The sequence below is a fragment of the Duganella sp. Root198D2 genome (assembly GCF_001428585.1).
In the GTDB taxonomy this organism is placed as follows: Bacteria; Pseudomonadota; Gammaproteobacteria; order Burkholderiales; family Burkholderiaceae_D; genus Rugamonas.
The window spans coordinates 99,167-120,567 of the sequence record NZ_LMIC01000049.1 but is presented as its reverse complement, the minus strand read 5'-3'; the positions used below and the strand labels follow the sequence as shown (position 1 = coordinate 120,567).

Below are 21,401 nucleotides of genomic sequence, written 5' to 3'. Positions count from 1 at the left end.
AAAAAAGGCGGGCTTTGCGGCCCGCCCTTTGCAGCAGATTAGCCGGCTACTTTCGGCTCGGCCGAACGCAGGCGGATATGCAGTTCACGCAATTGCTTCTCGTCGACCGGCGAAGGAGCCTGGGTCAGCAGGCACTGTGCGCGCTGGGTTTTCGGGAAGGCGATCACGTCGCGGATCGAATCGGACTTGGTCATCAGGGTCACGATACGATCCAGGCCGAATGCCAGGCCGCCGTGCGGAGGCGCGCCGTACTGCAGTGCGTCCAGCAGGAAACCGAACTTCTCGCGCGCTTCCTCGGCACCGATCTTCAGTGCGCGGAACACTTTCGACTGCACTTCTTCGCGGTGGATACGGATCGAGCCGCCGCCCAGTTCCCAGCCGTTCAGCACCATGTCGTAGGCCTTGGCGATACATGCGCCTGGATTGGTTTCCAGCATGTCTTCGTGGCCGTCTTTTGGCGAAGTGAATGGGTGGTGGGTTGCGGTCCAGCGGTCGTCTTCTTCGTCGTATTCGAACATCGGGAAGTCGATCACCCACAGCGGCGCCCACACGTCGTTGAACAGGCCGTTGGCCTTGCCGAACTCGGAGTGGCCGACCTTCACGCGCAGCGCGCCGATCGCATCGTTCACAACCTTTGCCTTGTCGGCGCCGAAGAAGATCAGGTCGCCGTCCTGTGCGCCGGTGCGCTCCAGGATGGTAGCCAGCGTTGCGTCGTCCAGCGACTTGACGATTGGCGACTGCAGGCCATCACGGCCTTTGGCCTTTTCGTTGACCTTGATGTAAGCCAGGCCTTTCGCGCCGTAGATGGCAACGAACTGGGTGTATGCATCGATCTCGGAGCGCGACATGGAGCCGCCTTTCGGCACGCGCATGCCGACCACGCGGCCGTTGCTCAGGTTGGCGGCGCTGGAGAAGATCTTCGACTCGACGTTGGTCATGATGTCGGTCAGTTCGGTGAATTCCAGCTGGACGCGCATGTCCGGCTTGTCCGAACCGTACTTGCCCATGGCTTCGGCGAAGTCCATCACCGGGAACGGGTTTGGCAGGTCCACGTCCATGGTGTTCTTGAACACGTTGCGGATCATGGTCTCGAACAGGTCGCGGATCTCCTGTTCGGTCAGGAACGAGGTTTCGCAGTCGATCTGGGTGAATTCAGGCTGGCGATCGGCACGCAGGTCTTCGTCGCGGAAGCACTTGGTGATCTGGTAGTAACGGTCGAAGTTGGCGACCATCAGCAGCTGCTTGAACAGCTGTGGCGACTGCGGCAGCGCGAAGAATTCGTGCGCGTTCACACGCGATGGCACCAGGTAGTCGCGTGCGCCTTCCGGAGTGGACTTGGTCAGCACCGGGGTTTCGATATCGATGAAGCCCAGGTTGTCCAGGTACTTGCGCACTTCCATCGAGACCTTGTAGCGCAGGCGCAGGTTGTTCTGCATCTGAGGACGGCGCAGGTCCAGCACGCGGTGGGTCAGGCGGGTGGTTTCGGACAGGTTGTCGTCGTCCAGCTGGAAGGGAACAGGCACGGAGGCGTTCAGCACTTCCACCTTGGCGGCAACGACTTCGATCTTGCCCGACTTCAGGTTGTTGTTGACGGTGCCGGCCAGGCGGTCTTTCACGGTGCCGGTGATGCGCAGGCAGTACTCGTTACGCACGGATTCGGCGACGGAGAACACTTCCGCCTGTTCCGGGTTGCAGACCACCTGCACCAGGCCTTCGCGGTCGCGCAGGTCGATGAAGATCACGCCGCCGTGGTCGCGGCGACGGTGCACCCAGCCGCACAGGCTGACGGTTTGGCCGATGAGGGCTTCGGTTACGAGGCCGCAGTATTCAGTACGCATGGACATATTGATTCTCAGTTTCAGGTTAAGTTTTATTCAGGGACGACAACGCCCATCGAAACGATGTACTTCAGTGCGGCATCGACGCTCATGTCGAGCTCGATTACATCTTTTTTCGGCAACATCAAAAAGAAGCCGGAAGTCGGGTTCGGCGTGGTTGGCACGTAGACGCTGATGTATTCACCGTCCAGGTGCTTCTGCACTTCGGTCGCCGGCGCGCCGGTCAGGAAACCGATCGTGCGCGAGCCGGCATGCGGATATTGCACCAGCACCGCCTTGCGGAAAGCATTGCCGGATTCGGAGAACAAGGTGTCCGAAACCTGCTTCACGCTGCCGTACAGTGAGCTGACCACAGGAATGCGATGCAGCAGCTTTTCCCATTGGCGGATCATGAAATTGCCGACCAGGTTATTGGTCAGCAGGCCGGTCAGGAATACGATCGCCACGGTCAGGATAGTGCCCAGGCCCGATGGGCGACGGTCATCCGGCAGCCATTTCTCCGGGATCAGCAACAGCGACTGGTCCATGGTGGAGATCACCAGGTGCAGCACCCAGGCCGTGATCGACAACGGTACCAGGACCAGCAAGCCGGTAATGAAATATTTACGCATCGTGTTCCTTGTGCGGGGGAATTACGCCTCGCTGGTGGACTTTGCCGGCGCAGGCGCCGGGGCGGCGGCTGCCGGGGCTTCGGATTTGGCCGTGCTGGCAACGCCGGTTGCCGGGGCGGTGCCGCCACGGAAATCGGTTACGTACCAGCCGGTGCCCTTGAGTTGGAAGCCGGCCGCGGTCAGTTGCTTCTTAAAGGTGGACTTGCCGCAGGAAGGGCAATCCGTGAGCTGCGGATCGGAGATCTTTTGCAGCACATCCTTGGCAAAGCCACATTCCTCGCAGCGGTAAGCGTAGATAGGCATCGATTACTCCGCAAAAAACATCAAAACCCTGAATTATAAAGCTTTTTTCCGGCGCCAGGCCATCCAGCGCTCCTTGCCCTGGAATACCGGGATGGAATCGCTTACCGGCGCGTCCTGCTCGAGATCAAAGTGAGCACTCATTAACTGCGCCAGCTGCTCGCGCTCGGCGCCGAAGGGCGGGCCTTTTGGATTGCCATCGAAGAAAAAGTAGCCCAGCAGCAGGCCCCCTTCCGGCAACAATTGCGCCCAGCGCTGCACCACGCGCGGCCACATGTCGCGCGGCATGGCGCACAGGAAGGCGCGCTCGTAGACCAGGTCCAGCGGCTGCTGCGGCGCGTAAGCGAAAAAATCTGCCTCGAGCACGTGCTCGCGCCAGGGGCCCAGCGCTTGTTGCGCCGCAACAACGGCGGAGGGGGAAAAGTCGATGGCGGTGGCGTTCCAGCCGGCCTGGCAGAAGGCTTGCAGCTCGTAGCCGCTGCCGCAGCCGGGGATCAACACCGAAAACCGGTGGCCCGGTGTCTGACCCTGTGGGCCAGACACCGGGCCACCGGTTTGCAGCCAGGCGGAGAGCTGCTCCGGCACCCCGCCCCGATCCCAGGGAGTAAACGCCGCCTCAAACCGCTGGTCCCAAAACTCCGCCGTGCGCGGATCGCGGTTAGTGAAGTCGGGCATACGCCACAAACGCCACCGCACCCACCACAAACGACCCGACAAAGAACGCAAAGAACGACAGCAAGCGGTTGGTATGGCGCTGCTCCGCCACCAGGTGCGCCAGCAAAGCTTTGGTTTCCACATCCCGCTCCGCCGCGACGGTGAGCGCCTGGTGCGCCAGGCGCGGCAATTGCGGGAAGATATGCGAATAGCGCGGTGCTTCCGCCTTCAAGCGATCCACCAGCCCGCGCCAGCCCACCTGCTCCGCCATCCAGCGCTCCAGGTAAGGTTTGGCCGTCTTCCACAAATCCAGGTCAGGATCGAGCTGGCGGCCCAGGCCTTCAATATTCAGCAGCGTCTTTTGCAGCAGCACCAGTTGCGGCTGCACTTCCACATTGAAGCGGCGCGAGGTCTGGAACAGGCGCAGCAGCACCTGGCCGAACGAGATATCCTTCAGCGGACGGTCGAAGATCGGCTCGCAGCAAGCGCGCACCGCGGCTTCCAGTTCATCGACACGGGTTTCTTTCGGCGCCCAGCCGGATTCGATATGCGCCTCCGCCACGCGCTTGTAGTCGCGGCGGAAGAAGGCCAGGAAGTTCTGCGACAGGTAATCCTTGTCGTAATCGTTCAACGTGCCGACGATGCCGAAGTCCAGCGCGATGTAGCGGCCAAACGATTCAGGCTCGATCGACACCAGGATATTCCCCGGATGCATATCGGCGTGGAAGAAGCCATCGCGGAACACCTGCGTGAAGAAGATCTCCACGCCATCCGAGGACAGCTTTTTCAGGTCCACGCCGGCCTCGGCCAGGCGTCCGATCTGCGACACCGGAATGCCGTACATGCGCTCCATCACGATCACGTTGCTGGAGCAATAGTCCCAATACATCTCCGGCACCAGCAGCAGCTTGGATTCGGCGAAATTGCGGCGCAGCTGGCTGGCATTGGCCGCCTCGCGCATCAGGTCCAGTTCATCATGCAGGTACTTGTCGAATTCCTGCACCACTTCCTGGATCTTCAGGCGCTTGGAATCGGCCCACAGCCGGTTGATGAAGTTGGCCGCGATATGCATCAGCGCGACGTCTTCGTCGATCAGTTTCTTCATGCCCGGACGCAGCACTTTCACCGCCACCTGCGTGCCATCCTTCAGCGCAGCGAAGTGCACCTGGGCGATGGAGGCTGAAGCTACCGGCACGCGCTCGAAGCGCGCGAACAATTCGTCAGGATGGGCGCCCAGCGACGCTTCGATCATCGCAATCGCCAGGTCGGAATCGAACGGCGGCACACGGTCCTGCAGCTTGGACAGCTCGGACACGATATCGAGCGGGAACAGGTCGCTGCGGGTCGACAGCACCTGGCCGAACTTGACGAAGATCGGGCCCAGCTCCTCCAGTGCGCGGCGCAGGCGCACGGCGCGCGGCGTCGACAGGTCGCGCCAGAAGAAAACGATGTCGAGGAATTTGCTGATGCGCGGCTTGTCGAAGCCGGAAATGGCGATTTCGTCCAGCCCGTAACGGACGGAGACACGGACGATCTTGAACAGCCTGAGGAATTTGCGGATCATTTAGCCAGTTTTTGTTCGAGTTTTTCCAGCCGTTTGCTGGCGCGCTCCACGTCGTCGCGGAAGCGGGTCACGTCGGCCGCAAAGCTTTCCGCCACCAACGGGCGGATCAACAGCGGGTTTTCGTCGAGGAAGTACTCCGCGACATTCTCGGCCACTTTGCGCTGGCCGTTGCGCGCGCCCTCCACCAATGCCTTGGCGCCCTGGACCAGGCGCACGGCAGCAACCGGGCCCACCAGTTTCTCCAGGTCATGCTCGGCTTCCCAACGCAGCGATTGCGACAGGTGCGAAATGGCGTTGGCAAATTCGGCGTCGCCTTCGATCTGTACGTACGAAAAAGCGCGCTCGCGGTTTTGCGCGATCAGCGGCAGCTCGCCCAGCTTCAGGCGAATCGTCACCGCAGCTCCCGTCTCGCTGCCTGCCGCCTCCACCATGCCGTCCGGCGTGACGCGCAAGCGCAGTACAGCAGGACTGGCGTCGATCACGGCGACCTTGCCGGCGTGCAGCTTGAGTTCGGTGCGCGCCCAAGGCTCTTGCGCCAGCAAGTGGTTGACGGTGGCGGCTGCCGGCATGCTGAGGCCGGGCAGCCTGGTAGGAAATGGAAACATAATCAGGTCGGTCCAAATAAAACAAAACCGCCCCGGAAAACCAGGGCGGTCTCGATCTTACCAGTTACTGCGCCAGGTCACGCAAGCTGCTGGATACCTGCCAGCATCCAGCCCGTTTTGCCGTTATGCGGTTTGGTCAGGTTCCATACTTCCTGGAATGGTTCCGGCAGCGCATCGGCTGCAGGCTTCATCTTGCCCCAGAACTTCACGCTGGCCAGGGAATCGTTGCCGTCGTTCTCGATGCCCAGCAGCTCAGCCTCGATTGCCACCACATCGGTGTACTCGGCTTGCGCGCCGCGCTCCTGGATCTGCATGCGCAGCTCGGCAAACACTTCAGGCGTGGTGAAGGTGCGGATATCTTCCACGTCTGCCTTGTCCCATGCCGCTTGCAGGCGGATGTAGTTGGACTTGGCCCCACGCAGGAAGCCAGCGGTATCAAAATCGGCCGGCACACCCCAAGGCGCATGCGCTGCCGCTTCCGCCGCGGCAGGCGCCGCCAGCGCTGCACCGGCCGCAGGCGCCACCGGTTCGAACGCCGCTGGCTGCATCTGGTGCACGTTGCCGCCGTTGTAGCTGCCGCTGAATGCCGGCTGGGCCGCCGGCTGCGATTTACGGCGCAGCATACGGACGATGAAGAAGATCACGCCGCCGATCAGGGCGATCATCAGGATCGAGCTGATGGCCGACGCCATGGCGCCGCCCAGGCCGAAGTGCGACAGCAGCGCGCCCAGGCCGAGGCCCAGCAGTGCGCCGCCGAGGATGCCCTTCCACATGCTTGGCTTAGGGGCCGGTGCGGGCGCTGCAGGAGTCGGTGCGGCAGCAGGACGGTTGGCGGTCGGCGCTGCGCTCGGGGCGCTTGGTGCCGGCGCCGGAGCTGCCTGGCGCGGCATGCTGCTCACGCCCGACGACTGGCGGCCGAAGGACTTGCCGCCGCCCATCGGGCGTGCGGACAACTCGCTCATCATGCTCACTGCGGACAGCGCGATCATCGCGCCGGCCAGGAATTTTTTCATTTTCATCTTTTGGCGTCTCACATTTTGATGCCGGTGTGTAAAGCGGCCACACCGGCCGTCAGGTTGTAGTACTGCACGCGCTCAAGACCCGCAGCCTGCATCATGGTCTTCAGCGTTTCCTGGTCCGGGTGCATGCGGATCGACTCGGCCAGGTAGCGATAGCTCTCCGAATCGTTGGCCACTTTCTGGCCCATCCACGGCAACACCGTGAAGGAATAAAAGTCATATGGTTTTTGCAAGACCGGATCCACTTTCGAGAATTCCAGCACCAGCAATTTGCCGCCCGGCTTCAGCACACGGCGCATTTCAGAAAGAGCAACATCCTTGTGCGTCATATTGCGCAGGCCGAACGCCACGCTGACACGGTCGAAGTAGTTATCCGGGAATGGCAGCTTCTCCGCGTCGCAAATCAAGGTGGGGGTCACCAGGCCCTTATTCAAGAGGCGATCGCGGCCGACGCGCAGCATCGATTCATTGATATCGGTCAGCCAGACCTCGCCGGTCGTTCCGGCCGCCTTGGCGAATGCCTTGGCCAGGTCGCCGGTACCACCCGCGATATCCAGCACCTTCATGCCCGGCCGCACGGCAGCGTTAGCAATAGTGAAAGCCTTCCAGATGCGGTGCAGGCCGCCGGACAGAAGGTCGTTCATGATGTCGTACTTGGCCGCGACGGAATGGAAGACCTTGGCGACTTCCTTGACTTTCTCGTCTTCGTTGACGGTTTTATAACCGAAATGGGTGGTATTGGTCATTTTGAGGGTGCCTTGTAATTGCCGCATTATACATTTGTGGGGTGGCGCACAGATTTTGATGACGCTTGTCAACCAGAATGCTCAACGAGTCGTTTTATGGCTCAGACGATTTGTCTTACTAGGAGATTTTCAGATGGAGCTTCAGCAAAAATTGCCCGCGGACATTTTTTTCCCGGATATCGACGAAGCCACCAAGCAGTTCATCGATGCCACCCGCGCCCAATCGCGTGCACTGGCATCCGCTGAGCCGCACCCGATGACCTTCAATGTTGAGGCCATCCGTCGCCTGACTCCGGAAGCCCGCGCCGCATTCCGCTACATCTGGGAACGCGAGCAGCAACGCTATGAAGAGTTCCAGCGCCGCAAAATGATGGTCAACTAAGCATTCTTTCAATGGCGGCAACATGCCGCCATTTCTTGACGTATCCGAAAGCAGGCATTCGGGCCAAGCGCAAGCTGGCCCAATGCCCAGCAAGATCTACCTCGACACCGCCATCCTCTGCGCCAGGCCGATCCGCCGGCCCGCGGCGCCTGCGCGCGCGCATCACCGGATCTGGATCCGGACTGGCTCAGTGGTGGTGGCCGCAGCCGTGGGCCTTGGTGGCGGCGCCGGGCAGCACGGTGCCGGCTTCGCGGCCGGAGTCGCCAGGGAAGCCGGCGGCTTCCAGGCGTTTCAGGTAGTCGGCCCAGTGGTGCTCCATGCGGGCGCCCAGGTCGTACAGGTAATCCCAGGTGTACAGGCCCGAATTGTGGCCGTCGTCAAAGGTCGGCTTGACGGCGTAATTGCCGACCGGCTCGAGGTTGGTCATGGCGACATCGCGCTTGCCGACTTGCAGTACTTCCTGGCCCGGCCCGTGCCCCTTCACTTCCGCCGACGGCGAATACACGCGCAGCAGCTCGAACGGAATGTTGAAGCTCGCGTCATCGTCGAAAGAGATTTCGAGGTAGCGCGATTTGCTGTGGACTGTCAGGCCGGTTGGGTTCTTCATTTCAGATTCTCGATGATAGCCGCACGCAGGGCCGGCAGCAGGGCTGCACGCGCCGCAATGGCGGCCGCGTCAGGCTCGCGCTGCCTTGCGCCCCAGGTCGGGTTCGGGAAGTGCGCGTCGTCAGTGTAGCGCGGGATGACGTGCCAATGCACGTGCGGCGTCATGTTGCCGAAGCTGGCCACGTTGACCTTGTGCGGCGCCATGGTGGCGCGCTGCGCCTGCTCAACCGCCCAGACGGCCTGCATGAGGTGGTCGCGGTCCGCCGGCGGCAGGTCGGTCATTTCGCGCACGTGGTCGTGCCACACTACACGCGTGAAGCCCGGGTAGCCCGGCTCGTCGACCAGGATCACTGCCAGGCGGTCGTCATGCCAGATCACCACGTCCGCAGGCGGATTGGCGAGCAGCTTGCACAGGTCGCAGTTGATCGTCATACCAGCACCCTTTCGATGCCGCCGTCATTGGCGCGCGCCACGTAATCCACCAGCCAGTTGTCGCCCAGCTTGTGCTTGGCCATTTCGACCACGATGTAGTCGGCAGTGGTACCGGAATCGTCGTTATAGCGGGTCAGGCCTTGCAGGCATGCCGGGCAGCTGGTCAGGATCTTCACGTCGCCATCGAAATCCTGGCGCAGCTTGTCGGCGCCGGCCACCATCTCCTGTTCCTTGCGGAAGCGCACCTGCGTCGAAATATCCGGACGGGCGGCAGCCAGCGTGCCGGACTCGCCGCAGCAGCGGTCGTTCTTTTCGATCTTCACATTGTCGACCGTGGACACCAGCGCGTTCACCGTCTTCAGCGGATCCTGCATCTTCATCGGCGAGTGGCACGGATCGTGATACATGTAGCGGGTGCCGGTCACGCCTTCCAGCTTGACGTTCTTCTCCAGCAGGTACTCGTGGATGTCCATGATGCGGCAGCCAGGGAAGATTTTTTCGAACTCGTAGCCAGCCAACTGGTCGTAGCAGGTACCGCAAGACACCACCACAGTCTTGATATCCAGGTAGTTCAGCGTATTTGCCATGCGGTGGAACAGGACACGATTGTCCGTCACCATTTTCTCCGCCTTGTCGTAATCCCCTGCACCGCGCTGTGGATAGCCGCAGCACAGGTAGCCCGGCGGCAGCACGGTCTGTACCCCCACATCCCACAGCATGGCTTGCGTGGCCAGGCCGACCTGGGAGAACAGCCGCTCCGACCCGCAGCCCGGGAAGTAGAACACGGCCTCGCTATTGGCATTGGTCTTCTTCGGATCGCGAATGATCGGGATCATCTTGTTGTCTTCGATGTCCAGCAGCGCCCGCGCCGTCTTCTTCGGCAGGTTGCCCGGCATTTTCTTGTTCACGAAGTGAATCACCTGCTCGCGCACGGCCGGTTTGCCGACCGTAGGCGGCGGTGCCTTGGCCTGCTTGCGCGCGACGGTCTTGAACACTTCATGCCCCAGGCGCTGCGCCTTGTAGCCCCAGCCCATCATCACCTCGCGCGTGGCGCGGATCGTGGACGGGTCGGTCGCATTCAGGAAGAACATGGCCGCACGCTTGCCCGGATTGAAGGAGCGCTTGTCCATCTTGCGCAGCAGGTTGCGCATATTCATCGACACATCGCCGAAGTCGATATTGACCGGGCATGGCGATTCGCACTTGTGGCATACGGTGCAGTGGTCGGCAACGTCTTCGAATTCTTCCCAGTGCCGGATCGAAATGCCGCGGCGGGTCTGCTCTTCGTACAGGAAGGCTTCGATCAGCGACGACGTCGCAAGGATCTTGTCGCGCGGCGAGTACAGCAGGTTGGCGCGCGGCACGTGGGTCGAGCACACCGGCTTGCACTTGCCGCAGCGCAGGCAGTCCTTCACGCTGTTGGCGATGTCGCCGATATCGCTTTGCTGCATGATCAGCGATTCGTGGCCCATCAGGCCGAACGAAGGCGTATAGGCATTCAGCAGGGTCGCTTCCATGCCCGGCAAGTTAAGCAGCTTGCCTTTGTTGAAGCGGCCTTCCGGGTCGACGCGTTTCTTGTATTCGCGGAATTCGCCGATCTCGTCTTCAGTCAGGAATTCCAGCTTGGTGATGCCGATGCCGTGCTCACCCGAGATCACGCCGTTCAGCGAGCGGGCCAGCTTCATGATGCGTGCCACTGCCTTGTGCGCATCCTGCAGCATTTCGTAGTGGTCCGAGTTGACCGGCAGGTTGGTGTGCACGTTGCCATCGCCGGCGTGCATGTGCAGCGCCACGAAGACGCGGCCGTGCAGTACGCGCTTGTGGATCGCCTGCGCTTCATCGAGGATCTGCTTGTAAGCGCCGCCGTTGAAGACCTGGCGCAGTTGCGCGCGGATTTCCTGCTTCCAGCTGATACGCACGGTGCGGTCTTGCGCCACGTCGAACAGGGTCGCTTGCGGCTGGTGCTGCAGGCGGTCGTCCAGGGCGCCAGCCAGGTGCTGCAGGCCCAGCGCCAGCAAGTCGGCGCGCACTTCCGCCAGCGGCTTGTCCAGGTTGGCCAGGGTGAAAGTCCAGCGTGCATGCACCTGGTCCAGCAGCGCCAGCGCCTGGGATTGGCGGTCGCCCAGCATTTCGTCGTAGCCGACCTTGTCGTCGGTGGCGTCGTCGCTCTTGCCGATCGGGAGCTTGTCGGCGACCAGGAATGCGCGCAGTTCCTGGGCCAGCTGCAGCTTGTTCTTGAGAGACAGCTCGATGTTGATGCGCTCGATGCCGTCGGTGTACTCGCCCATGCGGTTCAGCGGGATCACCACGTCTTCATTGATCTTGAAGGCGTTGGTGTGCTTCGCGATTGCCGCGGTACGGGCGCGGTCCAGCCAGAATTTCTTGCGCGCTTCCGGGCTCACGGCCACGAAGCCTTCACCGACGCGCGTATTCGCCAGGCGCACCACTTCGGATGCGGCCAGCGCCACGGCGCTTTCATCGTCACCGACGATGTCGCCGAACAGCGCCATCTTAGGCAGCACGCCGCGCTTGGATTTGGTGGCGTAGCCGACGGCGCGCAGGTAGCGCTCGTCGAGGTGCTCCAGGCCAGCCAGGCGGATGGTCGTGAATTGCTCGCCCTGTGCCGGCAGGCCATCCAGGTAGTCTTTGATCTCAACGATCGACGGGATCGCATCGCGCGCCTGACCGAAGAACTCCAGGCAGACGGTGCGCGTGAACTTCGGCATCTTGTGCAGGATCCAGCGCGCGGACGTGATCAGGCCATCGGTGCCCTCTTTCTGCACGCCGGGCAGACCGGCCAGGAATTTGTCGGTGACGTCCTTGCCCAGGCCTTCCTTGCGGAACTTGCGGCCTTCGATTTCCAGGATCTCGGTCTTGAACGGCTCGCCTTTCGATTCGCCGCGTCCGTTCGGATGCGTCCACTCCAGTTTGAAGCGCGCCAGCGGCGTGTCGTGGATCTTGGACAGGTTGTGGTCCAGGCGCGTGACTTCCAGCCAGTCGCCGTTCGGGTCGACCATGCGCCACGAGGCCAGGTTGTCCAGCGCGGTGCCCCACAGCACAGCCTTCTTGCCGCCCGCGTTCATGGCGATATTGCCGCCGATGCAGGAGGCGTGGGCCGAAGTCGGGTCGACCGCAAACACGAAGCCAGCTTTTTCCGCCGCTTCGCTGACCTTGTTGGTAATGACGCCTGCTTCCGAGTGCACGGTCGCGTATTCGCGGTCCAGGCCTGGCAGCACCTTCATTTCAACGGCGCCCAGCTTGAGCAGCTTTTCGGTGTTGATGACAGCCGACAATGGCGTCAGCGGAATCGCGCCGCCGGTGTAGCCGGTGCCGCCGCCGCGCGGGATAATGGTCAGGCCAAGTTCGATACAGCCTTTCACCAGGCCTGCCATTTCATCTTCGCTGTCCGGCGTCAGCACCACGAACGGGTACTCGACGCGCCAGTCGGTGGCGTCGGTCACGTGGGTGATACGCTTCATGCCGTCGAAGCAGATATTGTGCTTCTCGGTGTATTTGCCCAGCACCTTCTGCGTGCGCTTGCGCAGGTCGTACATCTGGCGGAATTCTTCGCCGAAGTCGGCCACTGCCTTGCTTGCGGCGCGCAGCAGCTTCTCCACATTGCCGCTGCGCTTTTCCGAATCGGTATCGGCTGCAGCGTCGACAGTGTTGCGGCGCTTGTCAACTTCCGCCAGACGGTGATGCAGTGCATCGATCAGGGATTGGCGGCGCTTCGGATTGTCCAGCAGGTCATCCTGCAGGTAGGGGTTGCGGCGCACGACCCAGATATCGCCCAGCACTTCGTACAGCATGCGCGCGGATCGGCCGGTCTGGCGCGAGGCCCTCAGTTCGTCCAACAACGCCCAGGACTCTTCGCCCAGCAGGCGGATCACGATTTCGCGATCAGAGAAGGAAGTGTAGTTGTACGGAATCTCCCGCAAGCGGGTATGGGCGTGACCATCTGGCGATTCGGCGAGCAGTGCCTGGATTTGTGCTGGTGCGTTCATATTGCGTGGACGGGGGGCTGACGCTGGGACAGAACATTCTATCTTATTGCGGCGCACAAGATGGAAACAGCCTTAGAGGCCAACGGGGTTCCGTTAACGTCAATTCAAAGAACTAAATTTCGCTAAAGGCAAATAATTCAACATTTAGTTTGTAAGTTTCCACGTCAAACTACCCGAAATTCTGCAACCCCGCTGCCATGCGGAATGTTCACCCGCCCAGCGAGTGGGCCAACGAGCGCCAGAAGCCATCCGGCACGTACAGCAGCAGGGAGGTCATGGTCAGGTAGCGCGCCAGCTTGCCGATCGCCATATACATGACGGACGGCCAGAAAGGCAGCTTCAGCCAGCCGCCCAGCGTGCACAGCGGGTCGCCGATACCAGGCACCCAGGACAGCAGCATGGTCTTGGCCCCATGGTGCGCCAGCCAGCCGAACCAGCGGCTCGAACGTTCCTTGGTGAAGGCTTTCTTGGCGTAATAACCGATCCAGTAATCAACCATCCCGCCCAGCGTGTTGCCCACCGTGGCGACCGCAATGGCCGGCCAGAACAGTTCAGGGTTGGCTTTGCAGACGGCAAAGACCGCGGGCTCCGAGCCCAGGGGTACCAGTGTGGCTGAGACGAAACTGATGATAAACACCGACGTCAGCCCCACTTCTGGCGCCGCAATAAGGTCCAGCAGCCAGCGAATAGCGTTTTCAATCATGGGTCAATTATAATCATCCGTACCAAGCTCAAAGCACGTTAGACATCCTGCCACCCGCATACCCGCATGGCAGGCGTGCACCTCCTCCGGTTACCCGCCGTTGTCAGTCTTTGCACCACACCTTTACTTTTGCAAATCATGACTATCGACTACCTGAAGAAAATCCTGACTTCCCGCGTCTACGACGTGGCCCATGAAACTCCGCTCGAACTGGCACCGATTCTCTCGCAACGAATTGGCAACCAGATTTACTTCAAGCGAGAGGACGTGCAGGACGTCTTTAGCTTCAAGGTACGCGGCGCTTACAACAAGATGGCGAATCTGAGCGACGCGCAATTGAAGCGCGGCGTCATTTGCGCCTCTGCCGGCAACCACGCGCAGGGCGTTGCCCTGTCCGCAGCAAAACTCGGCTGCCGCGCCCTCATCGTCATGCCTGCCACCACCCCGCAGCTGAAAATCGAATCAGTGCGTCGCCGCGGCGGCGCCAGCGTGGAAGTGGTGCTGCATGGCGAGTCCTACACAGACGCCTACAACCACGCCCTGCAGCTTGAAAAAGAGCAGAAGCTGACCTTCGTGCATCCGTTCGACGATCCGGAAGTGATCGCCGGCCAGGGCACGATCGCCATGGAAATCCTGCGCCAGCACTCCGGCCCGATCCATGCGATCTTCGTGCCGATCGGCGGCGGCGGCCTGATTGCCGGTGTCGCAGCCTATGTGAAGCAGCTGCGCCCCGATATCAAGATCATCGGCGTGCAAACCATGGATTCGGATGCGATGGGCCGCTCCATCAAGGCTGGCGAACGCGTGACCTTGTCCGATGTCGGCCTGTTCGCCGACGGCACTGCCGTGCGCCTGGTGGGCGAAGAGACCTTCCGCCTGGCGCAGCAGTTTGTCGATGAAGTGATCGTGGTCGATACCGATGCGATCTGCGCGGCGATCAAGGACGTGTTCACCGATACGCGCTCGATCCTGGAGCCTTCCGGCGCACTGGCCGTCGCCGGCGCCAAGGCCTATGTCGAGCGGGCCGAGATGGGCAAGTATCCGGTACAGGGCGAAACCCTGGTCACCATCTGCAGCGGCGCCAACATGAACTTCGACCGCCTGCGCTTTGTGGCGGAACGCGCCGAGCTGGGTGAATCGCGCGAGGCAGTGTTCGCGGTGACCATGCCGGAACAGCGCGGCTCGTTCAAACGCTTCTGCAGCCTGGTGGGACCACGCAATGTCACCGAGTTCAACTACCGTATCAGCGACCAGGAACAGGCGCACGTGTTTGTCGGTGTGCAGATAGCCGATCGCAGCGAGTCTTCGACGATTGCGCGGCGCTTTGAAGAGAACAACTTCAAGACGCTGGACTTGACGCATGATGAATTGGCCAAGTCGCACTTGCGCCACCTGGTTGGCGGCAAGAGCGTGCTGGCGAAGGATGAATTGCTGTATCGCTTTGAGTTCCCCGAGCGTCCGGGTGCGCTGATGCGTTTCCTGGATTCGATGGCGCCGGAGTGGAATATCTCCCTGTGCCATTACCGCTCGCAGGGCGGCGATGTGGGGAGGATCCTGATCGGCTTGCAGGTGCCGGCACAGGATGCGGACAAGTTTGCGCAGTTCCTGGCTACCCTTGGGTATCGCTATTGGGATGAGTCGCAGAATCCGGTTTACAAGTTGTTCCTCTAAAACCGGTAACCGGGTTTCAGGTAAACTGGCGGACTGTCCCAAAACGAAGTCCGCCATGTCCAACCACCCAGAGCAATCCCCCCTCGGCAAAACCTCCGCCTACCGCACCGACTACGCGCCGGAACTGCTGTTCCCGATCCCGCGCCAGGCCAAGCGTGACGAATTGGGACTGAAAGGCACCCTGCCCTTCTTCGGCGTGGATATCTGGAACGGGTACGAGCTGTCCTGGCTCAACATGCGCGGCAAGCCGCAAGTCGCCGTGGCGCGCTTCACCATCCCGGCCGACTCGCCAAACTTGATCGAATCGAAATCTTTCAAGCTTTACCTCAATTCCTTCAACCAGACCAGGCTGGCCGGCCCCGACGCGCTGAAAATCCTGCTGCAGCAAGACCTGTCCGCAGCCGCCGGCGCCAGCGTACACGTCACCCTGACCATGCAGGAAGACTTCGAAAAGCTGGGAATGGGCGAACTGGAAGGCCAGTTGCTGGACCGCCTGGATATCGATGTCGACAACTATTCCCCGCAGCCGGAAACCCTGAAAGCCAACTTCGACGAATTGCCAGTAGAGGAAACCCTCGTCTCGCATTTGCTGAAGTCGAATTGCCTGGTGACCGGCCAGCCCGACTGGGGCAGCGTGCAGATCAGCTACTACGGCCCGCAGATCGACCAGGAAAGCTTGCTCAAATACCTGATCGGTTTCCGCGAACACAATGAATTCCACGAGCAATGCGTCGAGCGTATCTTTACGGACATCCTGCGCCAGTGCAAGCCTCAACATTTAACGGTGTACGCGCGCTATACCCGCCGGGGCGGCCTTGATATCAACCCATGGCGCACCAACTTTAGTAGTGCACAGCGGCCGGCCAATTTGCGCAACGCCCGCCAGTAAGTGCATTTTCCACGCGGAAACATTGCGTGAATTTCGAGTTACACGGCTGAGAAACAAGCCTATAATGCGCTCGCAAAGCACCTAAATGTCGCGTCATGAATAACCTGAGCAAAATCCTTTCGCTAGAGAACGTCCAGCTCGACCTGGAAGTCTCCAGCAAAAAGCGCGCTTTCGAGCAAGCCGGCCTGATCTTTGAGAACAATTGCGGCATCGCTCGCTCTACCGTATCGGACAACCTGTTCGCGCGTGAACGGCTGGGTTCCACCGGCCTGGGTCACGGCGTGGCTGTACCGCACGGGCGTATCAAGGGATCCAAGAGCCTGAAGGCGCCGTTGGCCGCCTTCGTTCGCCTGGCCGAACCGATTCCTTTCGAATCGCCGGACGGCAAGCCAGTGAACCTGCTGTTCTTCCTGCTCATTCCTGATCACGTGACGCAGCAGCACCTCGAAATCCTGTCCGAGATCGCAGAAATGTTCTCGGACGACGCCTTCCGCCAGGCCCTGACGGAAGACCCGGACCCGAAATCGGTTTACAGCCGCATCGTCAACTGGCAGCCCAGCCTGCAGGCGGCGAGTTAAGCCATGCTGCAAACGCCGCTGACGATCCAGAGACTGTACGACGACAATCGCGAAACCCTGCAGCTTGGATGGTTCGCCGGCTTTCCAGGCGGCGAACGCCTGATCTCCGGCGACGTCGCTTCGGCGGCCGACCAGGTTGGCCACTTGAATACGATTCACCCTGGACGTATCCAGGTGTTCGGCCACCAGGAAATCAATTACTACCAGCGCCTCAAGTCCTTGACGCGCGCCCACGTGATCGGTGAACTGATCGCGGGCGGACCGCCGGCGCTGATCATCGCGCAGGGCCTTGAGACGCCGCCGGACATCCTGGCGATCTGCGACGAAAAGAATATCCCGCTGTTCTCCACCCCGCTGCCGGCGGCGCAGGTGATCGACTTCCTGCGCGTCTACCTGTCGAAGAAGCTGGCGCAGCGCATCATCATGCACGGCGTGTTCATGGACGTGCTGGGCGTGGGCGTGCTGATTACCGGCGACTCCGGCCTCGGCAAATCCGAGCTGGGACTTGAATTGATTTCACGCTCGCACGGCCTGGTGGCCGACGATGCGGTGGAGTTCGCACGCATCGCGCCGAACATGATCGAAGGCCGCTGCCCGCCGCTGCTGCAAAACCTGCTGGAAGTGCGCGGCCTGGGCCTGCTCGACATCAAGGCGATCTTCGGCGAGACCGCCGTGCGCCGCAAGATGCGCCTGAAGCTGATCGTGCACCTGGTGCGCCGCTCCGCGCTGGAGGAAGAAGTGGAGCGCCTGCCGTTCCAGTTCCCGACCGAAGACGTGCTGGGACTTCCGATCCGCAAGGTCGTGATTCCCGTTGCTGCCGGCCGCAACATCGCTGTGCTGCTGGAAGCTGCGGTGCGCAACACCATCCTGCAACTGCGCGGCATCGACACGCTGCAGGAATTCATGGAGCGGCAACGCCAAGCCATGTCCGGCGACTGATACGGACTAATGGTACTATCAGTCGCATGCGAATCGTACTACTCACCGGCATCTCCGGCTCCGGCAAATCAGTTGCGCTGAACGTTCTTGAAGACATCGGCTACTACTGCGTCGACAACCTGCCTCCGGCACTGCTGCCAGACCTGATCAACCGCCTCGCAATTGAGGGAACGGATGCATTGGCCGTTGCGGTCGATGCGCGCAGCGCTTCCAGCCTTGCCAGCCTGCCCGGCGAATACCGCAAGCTGAAAGAAGACGGCCACGATGTAAAGGTGATCTTCCTCACCGCGAACACCCATTCGCTGGTGGCGCGCTTCTCTGAAACCCGCCGCAGCCACCCGTTGTCGCACGAACTGGCGCCCGGCCAGAATCCTGCGGCACGCCGCACCCTGATCGAATGCATCGCCGAGGAACGCGAACGCCTGTCGGCCATCCAGCAGCTTGGCCACGTGATCGATACATCGGAGATGAACGCCAACAAGCTGCGCGCCTGGGTCAAGGACCTGGTGCACAGCGAGAACGCACCACTGACGCTGTTCTTCGAATCTTTCGCTTTCAAAGTCGGTGTACCGCTCGATGCCGACTTCGTATTCGACGTGCGCGCGATTCCGAATCCATATTACGACCTCACCCTGCGTCCATTGAACGGCCGCGATGCGCCGGTGATCGCCTTCCTCGATGCGCAGGAAAGCGCGGAAGAGATGTTCCAGGATATCAAAGGCTTCGTCGCCAAATGGCTGCCGCATTTCAGGCGCGACAACCGCTCCTACCTGACGGTAGCAGTCGGCTGCACCGGTGGCCAGCACCGCTCAGTCTATATGGCCGAACGCCTGGCACGCCACTTCGCGCCGACTGAGACGGTGGTGCTGCGCCACCGTGAGCAGACGTAATTTCAATTACTCCAGCCGCAGCTGCCAGTAGCTGACGTCGATCCAGCGGCCGAACTTGCGGCCGACTTCCTTGAACGCGCCGACGGGCTGGAAGCCCATCTTCTCGTGCAGGCCAACGCTGGCGTCATTGGGCAGCGCCACGCCTCCGATCACGAGGTGCACGCCGCTCTGGCGCAGCAGGTCGAATAAATGCTGGTACAGCTTGCGCGCGAAACCTTTGCCGCGCACTTCCTGGTGCAGGTAGATCGAGCTCTCGACCGAAAAGCGATAAGCAGAACGTTCTTTCCATTTGCTGGCGTAGGCGTAGCCGAGGATCTTCCCGTCCTGCTCCAGCACCAGCCAGGGCAGCTTGGATGAAATCACTTTCGTGATGCGGTTGGCCATGTCGTCGATGCCTACTTCGGCCTCTTCGAACGTGATGGTGGTGGTCGAAACGTAGTGGTTGTAGATTGCAGCGATGGCAGCGGCATCGGCCGGGTGGGCTGAGCGGATGGTGGTCATTAGCGCTTGGATAAAGTGGATGACCCAAGCGGTACTGCAAGATACGGGCCAGCCGTTGGCCGGCCCCGTGCACCAAATTAATCCAGCCAGTGCACCACTTCGATCGTATGCTGGTCCGGATCGGTGATCATCGTCCCAAAATAGCGCTCATTGACATCGGGGCGCAGGCCGGGCGGGCGCAAGGATGCACCACCTTGCGCCATGGCGTTGGCGTGGAAGGCGTGGGTGGCGAGCTGCGATGGCGACTTGATGGCAATGTGGCCGCGCTGGCCAATCAGCGGCGCATCGCCTTGCGCTGGATAGATGGCGAAGGCCCAGTGGCCGTCCGCGCCGAAGATGGCCTGCTTGTCATCCTGGTGCTGCACGCTGTAGCCAAGCGGCTCCAGGCAGGCTGTATAAAATTCCACCGCACGCGGCAGGTCGCGGGTGGCAATGGATACGTGGTCAATCATGATGCTCTCCTTTCAAACAACGAGCGATCATCTTAGGCAGTCCGCACGAAACGATTTCCCGATTACGCACATGCCAGTGAGAAATTTTTTCACTTGCCGACATGCTAACATTCTCCATGATGCAGAAACTTATTCCCATCCTTTGCCTTGCGCTCGCAGCCTGTTCCGAAAAATTGGCGGAAGTTGCGGTCGCACCCGAGCTCCCGCAAGGCGTCCGCCCCGACTTCATGGAGCGCATCGACAGCACGACACTGAAAGAGGCGATCGACCGCGCCGGTCAAAATGTCCAGGTTGAAGCTGGCGAGCACGCGCTGGATATTCCGTGCGACGGTGTCAGCGAGAACGAGTTCGCCAAAGTCACATTCAAGGTCGACCCGCAGGTACTGACGGTGCTTACCTTCAAGTCCTGCGGCGTAAGCTTCCAAACCATTTTCCCAGAATGAAAATACGCCGGCTATCTCTGGTTGCGATGCTGGCCCTGACTCCTGCAGTGCAGGCTGCCGGACAGCATCGCCAATACAATCTGGATTGGCCGCGCGCAGGCGAAGTCCTGACCTATCAGTCCTGCGGCTGTGCCGATTCCTGCTGGACCGCGGAACTCCGGAAGGGCAAGAAACTCAAGGCTCGCCTGCGATGCGACTGCGAAAAGCTCTACTTCGCCAAAGAGCGAGGGCGAGAGGAACAGGTCGCCGACAACTGCGATGCATTCAACGCTGTCGACAAGATGGACCAGATCACGCAACGCATGAAAGAGTTGGAGGGTAAATGAACTTATTCGTCTTGCTGGCAGCAGCCGCAGTTGGCGCCGCACCCGTGGATCCGGATCCGGCCTGGCGCTGCACTGCGCAGCATTATGGTGCCTTCGTCTCCCCATCCGGCACCGCGGCCAAATGGCCCGTGCTGAAGGCCTTGCCCGGACATTTGCGGAACAAGCGGTCCATGCTGCTCAACACTTCCGGCGCCTACGCTGGAGGCAAGTCGCACGTCATGTACGTTGATACCAAAGCCGGCAAGGCCTACGTCGAGCAGTCCGCCGGCACGCCGGACTCAATAGTGATCTTCGGCCCATTGGCAAAGGTCGCCTGTGCGGATCCTGCGGCAACCGACATCCTCGATCTCGCGCACTTCTTCATGGATACCTACGCGGACGATGTCGCCGCAGGCGACCGCAAGGCGCTGGCCAACAGGTACTCCCGGCGCGGCACGATTTTCATTGGCGGAGAATGGAAAGAAGAGCTTACGTTCGACAAGCTGTCCAGCGAATACGCGAAAAGCTGGAAGCCACCCGCTACGTTCCGCTGGCAAGGCCTGGCATACGAGAAGCTCGGCGACCAATCGGTCATGGTCACCGGCGGTGTAGCGCGAAGCGACCAGGCAGGTGCCGAGACTACATCCCATTCGTATGCGGTCCTGCTGGTCAAGGAAGATGGAGAACTGCGCATCCGGATGGAAAGCGGCGCGCCTCCGGCCCGGCCGCAGCTCAGCCGACGGTAACAATTTAAAGTAATCCTATAGCTGATTTTTGATCTATCATCTGCACATGGCGATCTCATTACTGCTTGCAGCAGCGCTGGGCGCTGCACCTCCCGAGCCGGAACCAATCTGGCGTTGCACGGCTGCGCATTACGCCAGCTTCGTGTCGCCATCCGGCACGCGCGAAAAATGGCCCACCGTGCCGCAGTTGCCGGAGAAGCTGCGCGACACGCGACACATGACGCTGAATTCACCTGGCATGCTGCCGGGCGGCCGCGCGCATATGATGTACGTCGACAGCGCGGCTAAAGTCGTCTACATCCTGCAGACTTCGGGCCCAGCCGATACCGAGGTCGTGTTCGGCCCCTTGCCGCCAGTCGACTGCCCTAAAGAGTGATGCAGGCGAAGTCGTCGTTTTACCCGGCGGCCCGCGAGCACCTCTTCCTAGCCCAGAAGACCGAACGCAACTTCCTTAACTGGGGAGCGCCGCAGTCCGCAAGAGCTTCATGCGATTTGCGTAAGCACCATCGCGAGCCCTCCATTT

At 61.0% G+C, this 21,401-nt stretch carries 24 protein-coding genes; 10 read left to right on the top strand and 14 right to left on the bottom strand.

Annotated features, from left to right (window positions below; genetic code table 11):
- Window positions 1-38: 38 nt before the first annotated feature.
- The 8 genes from aspS to ubiE form a co-directional block, all read right to left on the bottom strand.
- Window positions 39-1,838, bottom strand: coding sequence for an aspartate--tRNA ligase (aspS, locus tag ASE26_RS26035; RefSeq protein WP_055938547.1), 1,800 nt, complete (start codon window positions 1,836-1,838; stop codon window positions 39-41).
- A 32-nt stretch (window positions 1,839-1,870) separates the two neighbouring features.
- Complete coding sequence (locus ASE26_RS26030; RefSeq protein ID WP_055937932.1) at window positions 1,871-2,449, bottom strand: DUF502 domain-containing protein; 579 nt, start codon at window positions 2,447-2,449, stop codon at window positions 1,871-1,873.
- 21 nt (window positions 2,450-2,470) lie between these two features.
- Window positions 2,471-2,752 carry an FmdB family zinc ribbon protein gene (locus ASE26_RS26025; protein ID WP_055937929.1) on the bottom strand — a complete coding sequence of 94 codons (282 nt, stop codon included), beginning with the start codon at window positions 2,750-2,752 and terminating at the stop codon, window positions 2,471-2,473.
- A gap of 33 nt (window positions 2,753-2,785) precedes the next feature.
- On the bottom strand, window positions 2,786-3,424 hold the full coding sequence (locus ASE26_RS26020; protein ID WP_055937926.1) for a methyltransferase: 639 nt from the start codon (window positions 3,422-3,424) through the stop codon (window positions 2,786-2,788).
- On the bottom strand, window positions 3,408-4,967 hold the full coding sequence (gene ubiB / locus ASE26_RS26015; protein ID WP_055937923.1) for a ubiquinone biosynthesis regulatory protein kinase UbiB: 1,560 nt from the start codon (window positions 4,965-4,967) through the stop codon (window positions 3,408-3,410). Before ubiB ends, ASE26_RS26020 begins: the two co-directional genes overlap by 17 nt.
- Window positions 4,964-5,572 (bottom strand): SCP2 domain-containing protein, encoded by a 609-nt coding sequence (locus ASE26_RS26010; protein ID WP_229208211.1) that lies wholly within the window; start codon window positions 5,570-5,572, stop codon window positions 4,964-4,966. Before ASE26_RS26010 ends, ubiB begins: the two co-directional genes overlap by 4 nt.
- Before the next feature lie 77 nt (window positions 5,573-5,649).
- Entirely contained in the window at window positions 5,650-6,591 is a 942-nt protein-coding gene (locus ASE26_RS26005) for a Tim44 domain-containing protein (RefSeq protein ID WP_057247192.1), read from the bottom strand.
- 11 nt (window positions 6,592-6,602) lie between these two features.
- Complete coding sequence (gene ubiE, locus ASE26_RS26000; RefSeq protein WP_055937912.1) at window positions 6,603-7,337, bottom strand: bifunctional demethylmenaquinone methyltransferase/2-methoxy-6-polyprenyl-1,4-benzoquinol methylase UbiE; 735 nt, start codon at window positions 7,335-7,337, stop codon at window positions 6,603-6,605.
- Window positions 7,338-7,395: 58 nt separating this feature from the next.
- On the opposite strand from ubiE, the gene ASE26_RS25995 reads away from it, so the two are divergent.
- Complete coding sequence (locus ASE26_RS25995) at window positions 7,396-7,719, top strand: hypothetical protein (RefSeq protein ID WP_156398190.1); 324 nt, start codon at window positions 7,396-7,398, stop codon at window positions 7,717-7,719.
- 187 nt (window positions 7,720-7,906) lie between these two features.
- On the opposite strand, the gene ASE26_RS25990 is transcribed toward ASE26_RS25995, so the two are convergent.
- From ASE26_RS25990 to ASE26_RS25975, 4 genes are all read right to left on the bottom strand, one after another.
- Window positions 7,907-8,326, bottom strand: a complete 420-nt coding sequence (locus ASE26_RS25990; protein ID WP_055937909.1) for a gamma-butyrobetaine hydroxylase-like domain-containing protein — start codon at window positions 8,324-8,326, stop codon at window positions 7,907-7,909.
- Window positions 8,323-8,757 carry an HIT family protein gene (locus ASE26_RS25985; RefSeq protein ID WP_057247191.1) on the bottom strand — a complete coding sequence of 145 codons (435 nt, stop codon included), beginning with the start codon at window positions 8,755-8,757 and terminating at the stop codon, window positions 8,323-8,325. The genes ASE26_RS25990 and ASE26_RS25985 overlap by 4 nt, the downstream gene beginning before the upstream one ends.
- A complete protein-coding gene (locus tag ASE26_RS25980) occupies window positions 8,754-12,761 on the bottom strand; it encodes an FAD/FMN-binding oxidoreductase (RefSeq protein ID WP_057247190.1) in 4,008 nt (1,335 codons plus the stop codon). The genes ASE26_RS25985 and ASE26_RS25980 overlap by 4 nt, the downstream gene beginning before the upstream one ends.
- Window positions 12,762-12,969: 208 nt before the next feature.
- Entirely contained in the window at window positions 12,970-13,464 is a 495-nt protein-coding gene (locus ASE26_RS25975) for a YqaA family protein (RefSeq protein ID WP_055937899.1), read from the bottom strand.
- A 138-nt stretch (window positions 13,465-13,602) separates the two neighbouring features.
- Here ASE26_RS25975 and ilvA point away from each other — a divergent pair, with 138 nt between their 5' ends.
- From ilvA to rapZ, 5 genes are all read left to right on the top strand, one after another.
- A complete protein-coding gene (ilvA, locus tag ASE26_RS25970) occupies window positions 13,603-15,135 on the top strand; it encodes a threonine ammonia-lyase, biosynthetic (RefSeq protein ID WP_055937896.1) in 1,533 nt (510 codons plus the stop codon).
- 55 nt (window positions 15,136-15,190) lie between these two features.
- The gene (queF, locus tag ASE26_RS25965) at window positions 15,191-16,024 is read left to right on the top strand and encodes an NADPH-dependent 7-cyano-7-deazaguanine reductase QueF (RefSeq protein WP_055937894.1); all 834 of its coding nucleotides are present in this window, start codon (window positions 15,191-15,193) and stop codon (window positions 16,022-16,024) included.
- A 95-nt stretch (window positions 16,025-16,119) separates the two neighbouring features.
- Window positions 16,120-16,602 carry a PTS sugar transporter subunit IIA gene (locus ASE26_RS25960; protein WP_055937891.1) on the top strand — a complete coding sequence of 161 codons (483 nt, stop codon included), beginning with the start codon at window positions 16,120-16,122 and terminating at the stop codon, window positions 16,600-16,602.
- 3 nt (window positions 16,603-16,605) lie between these two features.
- Entirely contained in the window at window positions 16,606-17,541 is a 936-nt protein-coding gene (gene hprK, locus ASE26_RS25955) for an HPr(Ser) kinase/phosphatase (protein WP_028101576.1), read from the top strand.
- Between the two features lie 26 nt (window positions 17,542-17,567).
- The gene (gene rapZ / locus ASE26_RS25950; protein WP_055937887.1) at window positions 17,568-18,431 is read left to right on the top strand and encodes an RNase adapter RapZ; all 864 of its coding nucleotides are present in this window, start codon (window positions 17,568-17,570) and stop codon (window positions 18,429-18,431) included.
- A gap of 6 nt (window positions 18,432-18,437) precedes the next feature.
- Here rapZ and ASE26_RS25945 read toward each other — a convergent pair whose 3' ends face one another.
- The gene (locus ASE26_RS25945; protein WP_057247189.1) at window positions 18,438-18,932 is read right to left on the bottom strand and encodes an arsinothricin resistance N-acetyltransferase ArsN1 family B; all 495 of its coding nucleotides are present in this window, start codon (window positions 18,930-18,932) and stop codon (window positions 18,438-18,440) included.
- Between the two features lie 77 nt (window positions 18,933-19,009).
- A complete protein-coding gene (locus ASE26_RS25940; protein ID WP_057247188.1) occupies window positions 19,010-19,384 on the bottom strand; it encodes a VOC family protein in 375 nt (124 codons plus the stop codon).
- A gap of 116 nt (window positions 19,385-19,500) precedes the next feature.
- On the opposite strand from ASE26_RS25940, the gene ASE26_RS25935 reads away from it, so the two are divergent.
- Genes ASE26_RS25935 through ASE26_RS25920 form a run of 4 tightly spaced genes read left to right on the top strand, consistent with a single transcriptional unit; the run spans window position 19,501 to window position 21,254 of the window.
- Window positions 19,501-19,827 carry a hypothetical protein gene (locus tag ASE26_RS25935; protein ID WP_057247187.1) on the top strand — a complete coding sequence of 109 codons (327 nt, stop codon included), beginning with the start codon at window positions 19,501-19,503 and terminating at the stop codon, window positions 19,825-19,827.
- A gap of 26 nt (window positions 19,828-19,853) precedes the next feature.
- Entirely contained in the window at window positions 19,854-20,153 is a 300-nt protein-coding gene (locus ASE26_RS25930) for a hypothetical protein (RefSeq protein ID WP_156410013.1), read from the top strand.
- Window positions 20,150-20,878, top strand: coding sequence for a hypothetical protein (locus ASE26_RS25925; RefSeq protein WP_057247185.1), 729 nt, complete (start codon window positions 20,150-20,152; stop codon window positions 20,876-20,878). The genes ASE26_RS25930 and ASE26_RS25925 overlap by 4 nt, the downstream gene beginning before the upstream one ends.
- A gap of 46 nt (window positions 20,879-20,924) precedes the next feature.
- Window positions 20,925-21,254 carry a hypothetical protein gene (locus ASE26_RS25920; RefSeq protein WP_055937868.1) on the top strand — a complete coding sequence of 110 codons (330 nt, stop codon included), beginning with the start codon at window positions 20,925-20,927 and terminating at the stop codon, window positions 21,252-21,254.
- Window positions 21,255-21,401: the final 147 nt, after the last annotated feature.